The organism is Amycolatopsis sp. NPDC051371, assembly GCF_040682155.1.
In the GTDB taxonomy this organism is placed as follows: Bacteria; Actinomycetota; Actinomycetes; order Mycobacteriales; family Pseudonocardiaceae; genus Amycolatopsis.
Genome location: NZ_JBFBAG010000017.1, coordinates 122,070 through 135,594, shown reverse-complemented (window position 1 = coordinate 135,594; position 13,525 = coordinate 122,070). Strand labels below are relative to the sequence as shown.

Genomic DNA, 13,525 nt, shown 5'->3' with positions numbered 1-13,525 from the left:
CTAGATCGAACCGGAGATGCGCTGGGTGCCCTGCTGCTGGAAAACCGGTTCGGCGGCCGGGGGCTTCTTTTCGTTGTAGTGGTTTTCGCGGTACTCCTTGTCGGCTTCGTCGTAGGCGCCCGCCGTCTTCTTCCCCGCCTCCTTCCCGGCCTCTTCACCGAGTGCCTTGGGCAGCTCCTTGAGCCCGTCCTTGAAGATGCCCGGAGCCGCGCGAGCCGCGTCCTGCAAGGCTTCGAGCAGCTTTCCGCCGACTTTCCTGAACAGCCCGCTGAGATCGTCGAACTGCTTGATGCCCTTCTCGAAGGCACGCATCAGTTTTCGCAGCCACTCCGCCATCCGCTCGCCGGTCTTGACGATCTCGACCGTGCCTTCGCCGGCCAGACCGGCCGGCGCGGCGGGACCCGGGTACCGCATGAGGATGCTGATCAGCTTGCCGATGCATTCGGTGAGCAGGTCCCGCAGCACGCTGCGCACGACGTTCAAGATGCTCTTGCAGACGTCGATCAGGACCGAGATGGCCTTCGCGCCGCCGGCGACGCCGGAGTACATGTCGCCGAGCTCGGCCGTGAACGCGCGGTAGGCGTCCGCGCCTTGGCCCGTCCACTCCGCGCTGTCCGCCTTCACCGTCTCGAGCAGGTCCTTGGCGACCGCGTCTATCTCGTCGCTGATGTTGCCCCAGGTCTCTTGCATGACGTCGAGCTGTTCCTGGTTCCCGGTCGCCCAATCGAGCGGGGCACGCAGGAACTCGACGTGCTCGATCAGCCAGCCGAGCCCCATGCCGGCGAGGCCCGCGATCGGGTCCTGCAGGAACTCCGCCACGCCCGCGACGCCGAAGCCGAGGTTGAGCAGGCCTTCCGTCCAGTCGCCATCCGCCGCCTTCGTCGCCGCGTCCCAGAAGTCCTGCGCCATCCCGGCGCCTTCCAGTGCCGAGGACCCTTCGTCGACCTTCTTCTTGGCGTCGGTCACCAAAGCGTTCTCAGTCAAGGCGGATTCCTTCGAAGTTCGCCTTGACGTCCTGCTCGTACCAATCGACGTGCTGGGACCAGGTGCGGACGCGGTCGATCTGCTCCTGGGCCACGTTCTTCGCCTGGCCGATGGAGTCACTGCCCAGGGTCTGGGCGACGCCGCACAGCGCGCCGAGGCCGCAGGCCTGGCCGATCAGGCCGAACGCCATCGGGTCGACCACCTGGGCGGCCGCGTCCAGCGTTTTCGCGAACCGATCGACGAACGGTTCGAGCTTCTTCGCGTGGTTCAGCAACTGCTCCGGCTTGATCCGGATGTCCGGCTGCGGGTTGTTCACGTCTTCCCTCCCTCGTTCCCGTGGTCAGCGCAGGTAGTCGCCGTCGCTGAAGTAGTCGTCGTCGACCCCGTTCTCGGGTTCGCGGCGCGGCGGGGCCGAGCTCGGCTTGGGCTTCGCCGGTAGTGGCGGCTCCTCCTCCGCGATGAAGCGCGAGCCGTCGGCCGGGGCCGCGTAGCCGCCGTCCACGAATCCTTGCGGCTCGGGCTCCGGGTACTCGCGGTGGAGCCGGCCGACCAGCTCGGTCATGGTTTCGGTACCGGCGATCGACGGCATCCCGGTCTGGACGGCACCCGCCAGCCGGCTCTGCGCGCGCTGGACGGTCCGCAGGATCTCGTCGGCGAGGTTCGCTTTCTCCCGCACTCCGTGCCCGATCTCCAGGCCGACGAGGTTGCCGAGGTGGTTGACCTTGACCGCGATCTGCCCATCCTGGCTGCGCTCGGACACGGAGATCGCGGCCATCTCGGCCTGCATGCGGTCGCCCCGCTGCTTGGCCTCGGCGATTTTGGCGTCGAAACCCGCCAGCAGTTGCTCAGGGTTCGTCACGCGAACCTCCCCTGTTCACGTCAGTAGCCGTACGGCGACCGAGTGTGGCACATGGCACCGACAGTCGCGGGTGGTTCGGCTCTTTGTGACGAAGCCCGTCGCGGCCGCCTGTTCTGGTCGATTCTTCGTACGGCGAGTAACCGGTGGGGTATTGTCCGTGACGCAAGGGGGGAGATCGAACGCGTGGGGAGCGTGGTTCGGTGGGGTTGTTCGGCGACATGCTCGACGCTGCCAAGCACGTCGGGTCCGAAATCGCGCACGCCGTCCAGTCGGGTGGTGAGGGGCTCGGCAAGGTCCTGAACGGCGCGGGCGTCGGCCTGCTCGCGGGTGGGCCGCTCGGCGCGGTCGCGGGTGCGTACATCGGTTCGCGGACCGGCACCGGCGCGGACAACCCGCAGACCGCGGGGTTGTCGCCGGGGCAGCTGGTCCAAGCCGTGATGAGCGGGCCGGGCACCGAGTCGCTGCAGAAGGTGCACCAAGCGGGTGTCGACCAGTCGACTTACCAACGCCGGCTCGAGCAGGGCACGCGCGAGCTGACCTCCGGTCTCGAATCCGCGTGGACCGGCGGTGCCTCGGACGCGGCCCGGGAACGTCTTCAGCCGCTGACGGCGTCGGCGGTGTCCGCGTCCACGACCCTCGATCGCAACTCGACGCTGTCCCAGGCGCAGATCGATCAGTTCCACCAGATGAAGAACTCGCTGCACCCGGACGTCACCGACCAACCGCCGACGCGCAGCGCCTGGGACGTCGCGACGCCGTGGGACACCGACACCGAAGACAAGATCAACCAATACAACCGGAAGGCCTCGGAGAACGTCGAGCGGTACAGCTCGTACGCGCAGCAGTCCGACACGAACACCGCGTCGCGGACGATCGACTACGGCCAGCTCCGCGAGTACACCGGCGGCGAGTTCACGGTGCAGGACCCGAAGAAGCCCGTCGAGCCGCCGCCCAAGAAGCGGACTCACGGGGGCGACGACGACCGGTCGATCGGCGCGCAGGTGCAGCCGCCGCCGGCGGTCCACCCGCCGGTCGTGCAGCCACCGCCACCGGGGCACGTCACGCCGCCGGGCTCCATCACGCCTGGCGTGGACGACAGCGTTCGCGCGCAGGGCTACGTGCCGCCGTCGACGCAGTACCCGCCGGGTTACCAGCCACCGGGGACGGGACCGGGCAGCGGATTCGGCCCCGGCTCGGGTCCCGGCGGCGGGTTCGGGCCCGGCTCCGGCGGCGGCTTGGGTCCTGGTGGCGGCTTTGGCCCTGGTAGCGGCGGATTCGGGCCGGGCTCGTCGTCCGGCGCGAGCGGCGGCACCGGGCCGGGCGCCCGCGGCCCCGGCGCGTCCACCGGAGCAGGCGTGCCGGGCGAAGGACGTCCGGGCGCGACCGGCGGGGTCCGCGGCGGCGCGGCGGGCAAGCCGGGCTCGCCAGGGATGGGCGGCATGGGCCAGGGCGCCAAGGGCGGCAAGCCCGAGGACGAAGAGCACCAGCGCGCGTCGTACCTGGTGGAAGCCGACCCGGAGAGCATTTTCGGTGGGTCCGACGAGCGGACCGTGCCACCGGTGATCGGGCTGTGATCTTCCTACCCAAGGCCGCGCTGCTCACCGCGTGGGAGTGGGAGCGGCACGGCCCGCCGCCCGCGGTCCTCGGCGTGGACAACCTCTGGCTCGGCGACGAGACCCGCAAGCGGCTCGACGAGAAGGTCCTCGACGTCCTCACCTCGCTCCGGCTCGCGGCGGGCGGCACGCTGACGCGCGAATTCCGCGACATCCTGCGCGTCCTGGCGAAGGGCGCCCACCAGTTCACGGCGTGGCTGGGCGACATCGCGGCGGACGAGTCGGGCACGGTCCTGGTCGCGGCCGACGGCCCGGACGCGCTCCGGCTGATCCGGAAGGGCGACACGGTCCGGATCGACGTCGTGGAGCCGTCGCGGATCGCGGAGTCGCTGGTGGACGTGTTGCCGCCGGTGCCGCCCGCGCGGATTTCGCCGGTGTCGATCCCGGAAGCGCGGTTCTCGGGCCGGGAGGAGTCGTACGACCTCGACGACCCGACCGCGGATCGCGGCGGCGACCCCCTGGTCTGGGCGCGACGGCTGATGGCGGCCGAGCGGACGGGGCTGCACCAGTGCTACGCGGTCAGCCGGGGTTCGCGCAGTGCACCGATCACGGCCGTGGACGTCGCCGGGGCTGGGCGGGTGCTGACGTATGTGTATCCGGCGCGTGAGCGGATGGTCAGTTTTCAGCCGGGGACCCGGGGAGCGCTGACGGCTGTGCTGTACGCGACGCTGAACGGGTTAGGGGGAGGACGATGACGGATCCAGGAGGCGCGATCTTCAGCGGCCTCGGCTTCTGGGCGACGGACATGCCGAGTGGGGCGTCGCGGCCGGCCGGTGGGCAGGGGTTCGCGATGAGCAGCTCGGAGATGCGGGCGATGCTCAAGAAGGCGACGGATTTGCGACTTTCGATCCAGCAGCAGCGCGACGCCGCGCAGGTGCTGTCGCAGGCGACACCGCCCGCTCAGGAGCCGGCCAGCACCGATGCTGTCGTCGGTCCGAACGGTGTCAACGAAACCGGTCGCTTCTATCAAGGCCATCTCGACTACCAGTACAACTATCTGTCCGAGTTGATCACGCGTTTGCAGAAGGCACTCGGGATGGTCGAGGCGGCCGACCAGCAAGCGGCAGACGGCACGAACAAGACAAGCGGGGCCCTCGAATGACGAAGCGATCCACAACGACCATGGCCGCGATCATGGCAGGCTGCTTGCTGATCTCCGCGTGCAGCGGCACCCCAAAGGCACCGGCAACCACCACGACCGCACCTTCGAGTACCGCTTCGGCCGACAGCGACGTACCTAAAGTGCAGAGTCCTCTCCCAACGACGGCACTCGACGGCAGCCCATGCGACAGCGCACTCACCAGCAGCCAAGTCGCACACTTCCTCGGGCAGTCGACCCCGGCCAAGCCCAGTGACACCCAACTCGGCCCGCTATGTCAGTGGAGCAGCGCTTCCGGATCAGGAGCAGGCATCACAGTCGCCTATCAGACGGAATCCGATCAAGGAATCAGGCTGGCTTACCAGAACGTGAAGCCCAAGGCCGCGCGCTGGCAGCCACTCGAAGCGATCCAAGGACTTCCCGCCGTCGCCTACACCAACACTGATGACAAGCGCGCTTGTGTCATCGTCGTCGGGGTGACCGACGAGCTCGCGTTCTCGACCGGGTTGACGCTCGGCGACAAGGCCGCCGGCGAAGGCAAAGACTGCTTCGACCTCGCACCCGAAGTGGCCGACACGGTGCTGACCAACCTCAAGGCGCGGGCCTGAGCTGCACCTTTTCGTTACGGCGGAGATCGCGTTAATGCAAGACTTGTCGTAGTAAGGACCTAGACTGTTCGGATGAGCCACCCCACCCGGAGGGGTCGCGCGCGTGCGGCTACCGAACAGGACATCCGGCGGACCGCCCGGAAACTGCTCGTCGAGCAGGGGCCGGAGGCGGTCACTTTGCGTGCCATCGCGCGGGAGCTGGGGATCACCGCGCCCGCGCTGTACCGGTACTACGAATCCCGTGATGACCTCGTCGAGAACCTGCGGCTGGACGTCTGCGCCGACTTGGCCAACGAGCTCGCTGAGGACATCGCCGAGCTGCCGGACGACGGGATCATGCAGCTGTTCGCCATCTGCAAGGGGTTCCGGCGGTGGGCGCTCACCCACACGAAGGAATTCACGCTCGTCTTCGCGTCGCCGACCGGGGGTGTGGGATCGACGACGGGAAGCGCTCTGAGCCGGGTCGACGAGCCCTTCGGGCGCATCTTCCTGGCCGCCGCCGGGCGGGTGCTCGCGCGGACCGACATCGTGCTGCCGTCCGCCAGCGGTGTGCCCGACGAGCTGCGGGACGACCTCCAGACGTTCCAGGAGTCGCTGGTCACCGTGCTCGCCGAGTCCGACCGGCACGTGCCGGTCGAGAAGATCGACCTCGGCGTGACGTACCTGATGATCCAGTTCTGGGCCCGGCTCTACGGGCACGTCACGCTCGAGGTCTTCGGCAACTACCCGATCCCGATGTCCAAGCCGGACGTCCTGTTCGAGGCCATGCTCATCGACCTCGCCCGGGAGATCGGGCTCTACTCCGGCTAGGCCGCGTGGCCGCCGTCCACCGACAGCGTCGCCGCCGTCACGTACGCGCTGGCGGGTGAAGCCAGGTAAGCCACCGCCGAGGCGACCTCCGAGGGCGAGCCGTAACGGTCGAAAGCCGTCAAAGCACGCTGGTCAGCCGCGTACGGGCCGTCGGCCGGGTTCATGTCCGTGTCCGTCGGGCCCGGGTGGACCAGGTTGACCGTGATGCCGCGCGGGCCGAGCTCCCGCGCCAGCGCCTTGGTCAGGCCGACCATCGCCGCCTTGCTCGTCGCGTACAGCGCCATGCCCGGACCGGGCACGCGGTCCGTGACGCAGCTGCCGATCGTGATCACGCGGCCGCCGTCTTCCAGAACTCCGGCGGCCGCCTGGGTCGCCGCGAACACGCCGCGGACGTTCACCGCCAGCACACGGTCGACGTCCTCGAGCGCAGTTTCGGTGAACGCGCCGACGAAACCGACGCCTGCGTTGTTGACCAGCACGTCCAGCCGGCCGAACTCGGCGACAGTCGCCGAAACTGCCGCCGACACCGCGGAAGCGTCCGCCGAGTCCGCCTGGATCGCCAGCGCGCGACGGCCGAGGTTCTTGATCTTATCGACCACCTCGGCCGCCCGTGCGCCGTTGTGCTGGTACGTCAGCACTACATCCGCGCCGTCCTCGGCGAGCCGCAGTGCCGTGGCCGCGCCGATACCGCGGCTGCCGCCCGTCACCAGCGCCACCTTGCCGTCGAGGGTCATCCCCGGTTCTCCTTCGATCGAACGGTTTTCCTTGACCGTTCAATCAAATCGAGAACACCCTCGAACTACCGGCGGCTTTCCGACAGCGCGCTACAAGACGATGTTGACCAGCTTGCCCGGCACCACGATCACCTTGCGCGGGGCGCCGCCGCCGACCAGCGCCGCCACCTTCTCGTCCGCCAGCGCGGCCGCCTGGACCGCGTCCGAAGCGGCGTCCGCCGGCACCGTGACGCGGGAGCGGACCTTGCCGTTGACCTGGATCGGGTACTCGACCGAGTCCTCCACCAGGTACTTCTCGTCCACCACCGGGAACGGGCCCTGCACCAGCGAGTCCGCGTGACCCAGCCGGTGCCACAGCTCCTCCGCCAGGTGCGGGGCCAGCGGCGCCAGCATCAGCACCAGCGGCTCGGCCAGCTCGCGCGGCGTCGACGCGGCCGCGCCGTACACCTTGGTGACGTGGTTGTTCAGCTCGATCAGCTTCGCGCCGGCCGTGTTGAACCGCATCTCCGCGTAGTCCTCGCGGACGCCCGCGATGGTCCGGTGCAGCACCTTGCGGTCCGCTTCGGAAGCGTCCTCAGTGGACACTCGCAGCTCGCCGGTCGTCTCGTCGACGACCAGGCGCCACAGCCGCTGCAGGAACCGGTGCGCGCCCACGACGTCCTTGGTCGCCCACGGGCGCGACATGGCCAGCGGGCCCATCGCCATCTCGTAGAACCGGAACGTGTCGGCGCCGTAGTTCTCGGCCATCTCGTCCGGCGTGACGACGTTCTTCAGGCTCTTGCCCATCTTGCCGTACTCCTGGCTGACCTCTTCGTCGCCGAAGAAGTACTTGCCGTCGCGCTCCACGACCTGCTCGGCCGGGACGTAGACGCCGCGCGCGTCCGTGTACGCGTACGCCTCGATGTAGCCCTGGTTGAACAGCTTCCGGTACGGCTCCTTGGACGACACGTGGCCCAGGTCGAACAGCACCTTGTGCCAGAACCGCGAGTACAGCAGGTGCAGCACCGCGTGCTCGACGCCGCCGACGTACAGGTCGACGCCGCCGGTGTCGTCCGCGCCGTACTCGCCGGGCCGCGGGCCCATCCAGTACGCCTCGTTCTCCGGCGCGCAGAACGTGTCGCTGTTCGTCGGGTCCAGGTAGCGCAGCTGGTACCAGCACGAACCCGCCCAGTTCGGCATCGTGTTGATGTCGCGGCGGTAGGTCTTCGGGCCGTCGCCCAGGTCCAGCTCGACCTCGACCCAGTCGGTCGCGCGGGCCAGCGGGGACGACGGCATCGAGTCGCGGTCCTCGGGGTCGAACGTCACCGGCGAGTAGTCGGCGACCTCGGGCAGCTCGATCGGCAGCATCGACTCGGGCACGGCGTGGACTTCGCCGTCCTCGTCGTAGACCACCGGGAACGGCTCGCCCCAGTAGCGCTGGCGCGAGAACAGCCAGTCACGCAGCTTGAACTGCACGGTGCCGATACCGGCGCCCTTTTCGGCCAGCCAGTCGATGATCGTCTTCTTGGCCTCGGCGACGTCCATGCCGTCCAAGAAGCCGGAGTTGATCGCCGGGCCGTCACCCGTGAACGCCTTGCCGTCGAAGCCATCCGAGGGCTGCACGGTCCGGATGATGTCCAGCCCGAACTTCTCGGCGAACTCCCAGTCGCGGACGTCCTGGCCGGGGACGGCCATGATCGCGCCGGTGCCGTAGCCCATCAGCACGTAGTCGGCGACGAAGATCGGGATCTGCTTGTCGTTCACCGGGTTCGTCGCGTACGAGCCGGTGAAGACGCCCGTCTTCTCCTTGTTCTCCTGCCGGTCCAGCTCGGACTTCCGGGAGGCGGCGACGCGGTACTCCTTGATGGCCTCCGCGGGCGTCGCCGCGCCACCGGTCCAGCGCTGGTCGACGTCCGACGGCCACTCGGTGGTCGTCAGCTTGTCGACCAGCGGGTGTTCCGGCGCCAGCACCATGTACGTGGCGCCGAACAGGGTGTCCGGCCGGGTCGTGAAGACCTCGATCGCGTCGTCGCCGGCCTTGAACGTGACGCGGGCGCCGTGCGAGCGGCCGATCCAGTTCCGCTGCATGGACTTGACCTTCTCGGGCCAGTCCAGCAGGTCCAGGTCGTCGACCAGGCGATCGGCGTACGCGGTGATCCGCATCATCCACTGCCGCAGGTTGCGGCGGAAGACGGGGAAGTTGCCGCGCTCGCTGCGGCCGTCCGCGGTGACCTCTTCGTTCGACAGCACCGTGCCCAGGCCCGGGCACCAGTTGACCGGCGCTTCGGAGATGTACACCAGCCGGTTGTCGTCGATCACCCTCTTCCGCTCGGGCGCGCTCAGCGCCGCCCAGTCACGGCCGTCCGGCGTGGGACGCGAGCCGTCGGCGAACGCGGCTTCCAGCTCGGCGATCGGCCGGGCCTTGCCCGCATCCTGGTCGTACCAGGAGTTGAAGATCCGCAGGAAGATCCACTGCGTCCAGCGGTAGTACTCGGGGTCGATCGTGGAGATGCGACGGCGTTCGTCGTGGCCCAGGCCCAGGCGCCGGATCTGGCGCAGGTAGGTCCGGATGTTCTCCTCGGTGGTCTTGCGCGGGTGCTGCCCGGTCTGGACCGCGTACTGCTCGGCCGGCAGGCCGAACGCGTCGAAGCCCATCGTGTGCAGCACGTTGCGCCCGATCATCCGGTGGTACCGGGCGAAGACGTCGGTGCTGATGAAGCCCAGCGGGTGCCCGACGTGCAGGCCGGAGCCCGACGGGTACGGGAACATGTCCTGGACGAACAGCTTGTCGCTGGGCACCGGCTGCCCCTCGACCGCGAGCGGCCCGACCGGGTTCGGCGCGTGGAAGGTGCCCTGGTCGGCCCAGTGGTCCTGCCAGCGCTGCTCGATCTGGCCGGCCAGCGCGGCCGTGTAGCGGTGCGCCGGGACGTCGGTGGGCGTCCCTGTCGTCTCGGTCATGCCGTTTTCCTCCGTCGGAGCCGCTCCAGAAACAACTCGACCCCCCAGCCACCAGGGCATGAGGGGTCGCCGCGCCGGCCGGGCCGGGCCCGGTCAGCGCGGCAGGCTAAGGAGCAGCCGAGCCGTGTTCATACCTTCATCGTAACTTGCTGGTCAAAGCCGTTCGGAGGGGACCGCCAGTGCGAAGAACTGGGTGACCTGGGTGGCCGAGAAGTTGTTGTCGCTGACGAGCACCAGGCTGCGCTCGCCGTTCGGCAGCTTCGGACCCCACGTCATGCCTTCGATGTTGTCCACAGTGGACAGTCCGAGGTCGGCGGCGTCGAAGAGGAACCGCTTCTTGACCGGCTTGACGTGCTTCGCGTCGGCCAGGGACTTGACGTTCAGGACGTTCGTCGCGCCCTTCGTGTCGATCTCGTAGACACGCACCTTGTTGCCGACGCCGGTGCTGAACGAGCGCTCCATCATCAGGAACTTCGTCGGGTCGGCCTGATCGACGGCCAACATCGAGGAGACGCCGGTCGTGGCGAACGCCGTCGGCGGCACCGGCGCGGCGAAGAGCGGCTCCTGCGGGTACGCGTACTGCGCCAGGATCGGGCCGAAGCGCGACTGCAGGGTGATCCGCGAGAGCGCGCCGGTGGTGGTCGTCGGCTCGGGGCCGTCCTGCAGGAGCGGACCCTCGACCTCGCTGGCCAGCAGCGAGCCGAACCCGGTGAAGGTGATGCCCTCGAGCACGAGGTTCTGACGCGGGCCCGCCGTCGGCGTCATCTTCTCGTTCGCGGGGATCGGCAGGTCGCGGACGTATTTTCCGTCGCGCTGCGCCTCGCGGACCGACGGGTCGATCAACGTCGTCGCGGTGCGCTCGCCCTCCTGCGACCAGTAGTAGTCGCCGGTCCACGGGTCGACGCGCAGCTCTTCGGGGTCGATCGTCTGCTCGTTCTGCGGCTTCGAGGGGTCGTTCTGCGTGAGCGGCGGGTACGGCGTGCCGTCCGGGCGCAGCAGCGGCTTCGTGCCGGTGAGGGTGACCGGGCCGACGCCGTTCGCCGACACCGGGAAGGTCGCCGTGTAGAAGCGGGCGGGGTTGATCGCCGACCGGTCGTCGCAGATCAGGGCGTAGCCGCCGGTCCGGGGGTCGTAGTCGATGCTGGAGAGGCCGCCGACCACCGTGCCCTGGAACAGCAGGGAGTTGGGGACGATCTGCTCGCCGAGCAGGCGGAGCGGCCGCTGGTGACTCTCGGTGGCACTCGCCGGCGCTGCGGCGACGAGCCCCCCGATCAGGGCAGCGGTCAACACTGTGGGCAGTACGCGCGGTGACATGGCCTGTAGCACAGTCGGTCAGGGTATCCGCCAGGTTGCCAGGACGTCACGCTTATCCTTGACCTCGTGTTCGCTATCGCGCTGGTTCCGGTCGTGCTGGGTCTGCTCGTCGGCTTTGGTGGGTTTCTCGGGTTCCGTGAGCGCTTGACGCGCGAAGGCGGGACCGGCGTGCGCACGCAAGCCGCGCTGCGCAGCGAAGAAGCGTTCAAGCTGGCCAACCGCATCGCGGGGCTGCCGACCATGGCCGGCGGCGCGATCTCCGTGCTCACCGGGCTGGCCGGGCTCGCGATGCCGACGACCGGTGGCCTGGTGTCCGCCGCGCTCGCCGGGGTGCTCGCCATGCTCCTGCTGGTCATGGGCGGCGGAGTGCTCGGCAACCGGGCCGCGCTGACCGTGCCCGCGCCCGCTCCGGCGGCGCCCGCGGGCTGCACCGGCTGCGCGTGCGGCTCCGGCGGCTGCGGGGTCTTCAAGAAGGAAGAAGCCTAGTTCCGCTGGAGGTCGCCCGGGTGGGTGGCCAGCAGCGCCAGGGGGATGCCCTGGCGGCGCAGCACCTGGCTCCACAGGTCGCCGCTCGGCGAGGCCAGGATGTCGCTCGGGAGCGCGGGCACGATGACCCAGTCGTCGCGTTCGATCTCGCCGGCCAGCTGACCGGAGTCCCAGCCCGCGTACCCGGCGAAGACGCGCACGCCGCGGACCTTCGGCACCAGCGCCTCGGGATCGGTGTCGAGGTCGACCAGCGCGACCGGCCCGCGGACCGCGATCACGCCCGGCACGCTCGCCGCCGTCTCGCCGGTGCGGAGCGCAGCCAGGCAGAGCGCGGTCTTCTTCTCGACCGGCCCGCCGACGAAGACCGCCTGCGGCTCGGCGACGTGCCCGCCCCAGTTGGGCAGGACGTCGTGCACGGCGACGTCACTCGGCCGGTTCAGGACCACGCCCAGCGTGCCTTCGTCGCGATGATCGATGACGAACACGACGGTCCGCTTGAAGTTGGGGTCCACCATCGTGGGGGCGGCGACCAGGAGCGTTCCCGGCTCAACCTCGGCGTCCGCTGGCACGCGACCCATGATCTCACCTCTGGCCCGGCGAATTACTTCGGCTCGGGAACAATCGCCTCAGCAGCCTCGTTTGAAACAGTGGTCGGCGCACTCCGTGTCCCCCGGGCTCACTGAAGAACCGCCTTTGTGGAATACCGTCCGGCAGGAGCCACACTGCGCATAGCCGCCGAGAGGCGAGGCTGAGTGCGCCGGCCCTCTACCCTGGCCCCGTGACGATCAGTACCGGTGCGGAAACAACGCGCAGAGGGCCACGGGAGCTCCTGAAAGACCCGGACTTCCGGCGTCTGCTCTTCACGCGCTTCGCCGCCAGCTGGGGTGACGGCGTCTTCCGCGCGGGTCTCGCCGGAGCCGTGCTGTTCAACCCCGAACGCGGCGCCGATCCGCTGGCCATCGCCGGCGGGTTCGCCGCGCTGCTGCTGCCGTACTCGGTCGTCGGGCCGTTCGCCGGTGCCCTGCTGGACCGCTGGGACCGCCGGAAAGTCCTGATCTTCGCGAACCTCCTGCGCGGCCTGGCGATCGTCGCGTCGGCCGCCGCCGTCGGCTTCGGGCTCGGCGGTATCGGCCTGTTCGCGCTGGCCCTGGCCGCGGAGGGCATCTCGCGCTTCATCGGCTCCGGGCTTTCGGCGTCGCTGCCGCACGTCGTGGAGCAAGAGAGCGTCGTGACGGCGAACGCCTTCGCCACGACGCTCGGCTCGTTCATGGCGGTCATCGGTGGCGGCTGCGCGATCGGCTTGCGGGCACTGTTCGGCAGCAATAACGTCGGATCAGCCGAGGCCACGGCGTTCGCGGTGCTCGGCACCCTCGTCTCGGCGTTCATCGCCCGCGGTTTCGCGCGCGGGGTGCTCGGGCCGACGGTGGTCGACGAGCCGCCGAACCCCGTGCTGGCCGTCGCCCGCGGGCTGGCCGACGGTGCTCGTCACGCTTGGCGAGCCCCCAGCGTCACCGCCGGCTTCCTCGCGCTGTTCGCGCACCGGGCGTCGTTCGGGGTGTCGCTGCTGGTCACCGTGCTGATGATGCGGAACTACTTCACCGACCACGGAATCTTCCGCGCCGGCCTGCCCGGGCTCGGGCAGATGGCCGCGCTCGCCGGCGCCGGCATCTTGGTCGCCGGACTGCTGACCGCGCGGCTGATCCGCGGCTTCGGCCGCCTGCGCGCGGTGCTCGGTTCACTGCTGCTCGCCGCGATCGCGCAGTCCGCGCTGGGCCTGCCGATGGTGCTGCCGCTGGCGCTGCTCGCGTCCTTCGTCATCACCGGGGCCGGGCAGGTGCTGAAGCTCTGCGTCGATTCGTCGATCCAGCTCGACGTCGCCGACGAAGCCCGCGGCCGGGTGTTCGCGCTGTACGACACGCTCTTCAACATCACGCAGGTGGCGGCGGTTTCGCTGGCCGCGCTCGTCGTGCCGGACGACGGCCGCTCGCCGGGCCTGCTCATCGCGGCGACCGTCTGCTACCTGGTCGGCGGAGCCGGGTACGTGGTGGCGCGACGGCGCGCGATTCGCTGAGGCAAACACC

At 69.4% G+C, this 13,525-nt stretch carries 14 protein-coding genes; 7 read left to right on the top strand and 7 right to left on the bottom strand.

All coding sequences use genetic code 11. The features are described 5' to 3' along the window. From AB0M59_RS22080 to AB0M59_RS22070, 3 genes are read right to left on the bottom strand one after another with little or no spacing between them, the layout of a single operon-like run. Nucleotides 1-984: a hypothetical protein gene (locus tag AB0M59_RS22080; RefSeq protein ID WP_364617708.1), complete on the bottom strand. Its 984-nt coding sequence runs from the start codon at nt 982-984 to the stop codon at nt 1-3. Further along, nucleotides 977-1,300, bottom strand: coding sequence for a hypothetical protein (locus tag AB0M59_RS22075; RefSeq protein ID WP_364617706.1), 324 nt, complete (start codon nt 1,298-1,300; stop codon nt 977-979). The genes AB0M59_RS22080 and AB0M59_RS22075 overlap by 8 nt, the downstream gene beginning before the upstream one ends. A 24-nt stretch (nt 1,301-1,324) precedes the next feature. Beyond that, a complete protein-coding gene (locus tag AB0M59_RS22070; RefSeq protein WP_364617705.1) occupies nt 1,325-1,843 on the bottom strand; it encodes a YbaB/EbfC family nucleoid-associated protein in 519 nt (172 codons plus the stop codon). Nucleotides 1,844-2,043: 200 nt separating this feature from the next. Here AB0M59_RS22070 and AB0M59_RS22065 point away from each other — a divergent pair, with 200 nt between their 5' ends. The 5 genes from AB0M59_RS22065 to AB0M59_RS22045 all read left to right on the top strand — a co-directional run bounded on the left by AB0M59_RS22065 (nt 2,044) and on the right by AB0M59_RS22045 (nt 5,973). Then, complete coding sequence (locus tag AB0M59_RS22065; RefSeq protein WP_364617703.1) at nt 2,044-3,417, top strand: hypothetical protein; 1,374 nt, start codon at nt 2,044-2,046, stop codon at nt 3,415-3,417. After that, nucleotides 3,414-4,151 carry an ESX secretion-associated protein EspG gene (locus AB0M59_RS22060; protein WP_364617701.1) on the top strand — a complete coding sequence of 246 codons (738 nt, stop codon included), beginning with the start codon at nt 3,414-3,416 and terminating at the stop codon, nt 4,149-4,151. Before AB0M59_RS22065 ends, AB0M59_RS22060 begins: the two co-directional genes overlap by 4 nt. Further along, nucleotides 4,148-4,558 (top strand): hypothetical protein, encoded by a 411-nt coding sequence (locus tag AB0M59_RS22055; protein WP_364617699.1) that lies wholly within the window; start codon nt 4,148-4,150, stop codon nt 4,556-4,558. The genes AB0M59_RS22060 and AB0M59_RS22055 overlap by 4 nt, the downstream gene beginning before the upstream one ends. Nucleotides 4,559-4,578: 20 nt before the next feature. Further along, on the top strand, nt 4,579-5,163 hold the full coding sequence (locus AB0M59_RS22050; protein ID WP_364617697.1) for a DUF3558 domain-containing protein: 585 nt from the start codon (nt 4,579-4,581) through the stop codon (nt 5,161-5,163). Between the two features lie 72 nt (nt 5,164-5,235). Beyond that, the gene (locus AB0M59_RS22045; protein WP_364617695.1) at nt 5,236-5,973 is read left to right on the top strand and encodes a TetR/AcrR family transcriptional regulator; all 738 of its coding nucleotides are present in this window, start codon (nt 5,236-5,238) and stop codon (nt 5,971-5,973) included. Here AB0M59_RS22045 and AB0M59_RS22040 read toward each other — a convergent pair. From AB0M59_RS22040 to AB0M59_RS22030, 3 genes are all read right to left on the bottom strand, one after another. After that, a complete protein-coding gene (locus AB0M59_RS22040; protein WP_364617693.1) occupies nt 5,970-6,707 on the bottom strand; it encodes a 3-oxoacyl-ACP reductase family protein in 738 nt (245 codons plus the stop codon). The genes AB0M59_RS22045 and AB0M59_RS22040 overlap by 4 nt on opposite strands. 90 nt (nt 6,708-6,797) lie before the next feature. Further along, a complete protein-coding gene (gene leuS, locus AB0M59_RS22035) occupies nt 6,798-9,644 on the bottom strand; it encodes a leucine--tRNA ligase (RefSeq protein ID WP_364617691.1) in 2,847 nt (948 codons plus the stop codon). Nucleotides 9,645-9,797: 153 nt separating this feature from the next. Next, entirely contained in the window at nt 9,798-10,958 is a 1,161-nt protein-coding gene (locus AB0M59_RS22030) for an esterase-like activity of phytase family protein (RefSeq protein ID WP_364617689.1), read from the bottom strand. 66 nt (nt 10,959-11,024) lie between these two features. Between AB0M59_RS22030 and AB0M59_RS22025 the strand changes: the two genes are divergently transcribed. Further along, nucleotides 11,025-11,444, top strand: coding sequence for an SdpI family protein (locus tag AB0M59_RS22025; RefSeq protein WP_364617687.1), 420 nt, complete (start codon nt 11,025-11,027; stop codon nt 11,442-11,444). Here the strand turns inward: AB0M59_RS22025 and AB0M59_RS22020 are convergent. Continuing rightward, the gene (locus tag AB0M59_RS22020) at nt 11,441-12,022 is read right to left on the bottom strand and encodes a YqgE/AlgH family protein (RefSeq protein WP_163046886.1); all 582 of its coding nucleotides are present in this window, start codon (nt 12,020-12,022) and stop codon (nt 11,441-11,443) included. The two genes, AB0M59_RS22025 and AB0M59_RS22020, sit on opposite strands and share 4 nt — an antisense overlap. A 200-nt stretch (nt 12,023-12,222) precedes the next feature. Between AB0M59_RS22020 and AB0M59_RS22015 the strand changes: the two genes are divergently transcribed. After that, nucleotides 12,223-13,515 carry an MFS transporter gene (locus AB0M59_RS22015; RefSeq protein WP_364617685.1) on the top strand — a complete coding sequence of 431 codons (1,293 nt, stop codon included), beginning with the start codon at nt 12,223-12,225 and terminating at the stop codon, nt 13,513-13,515. Nucleotides 13,516-13,525 lie beyond the last annotated feature (10 nt).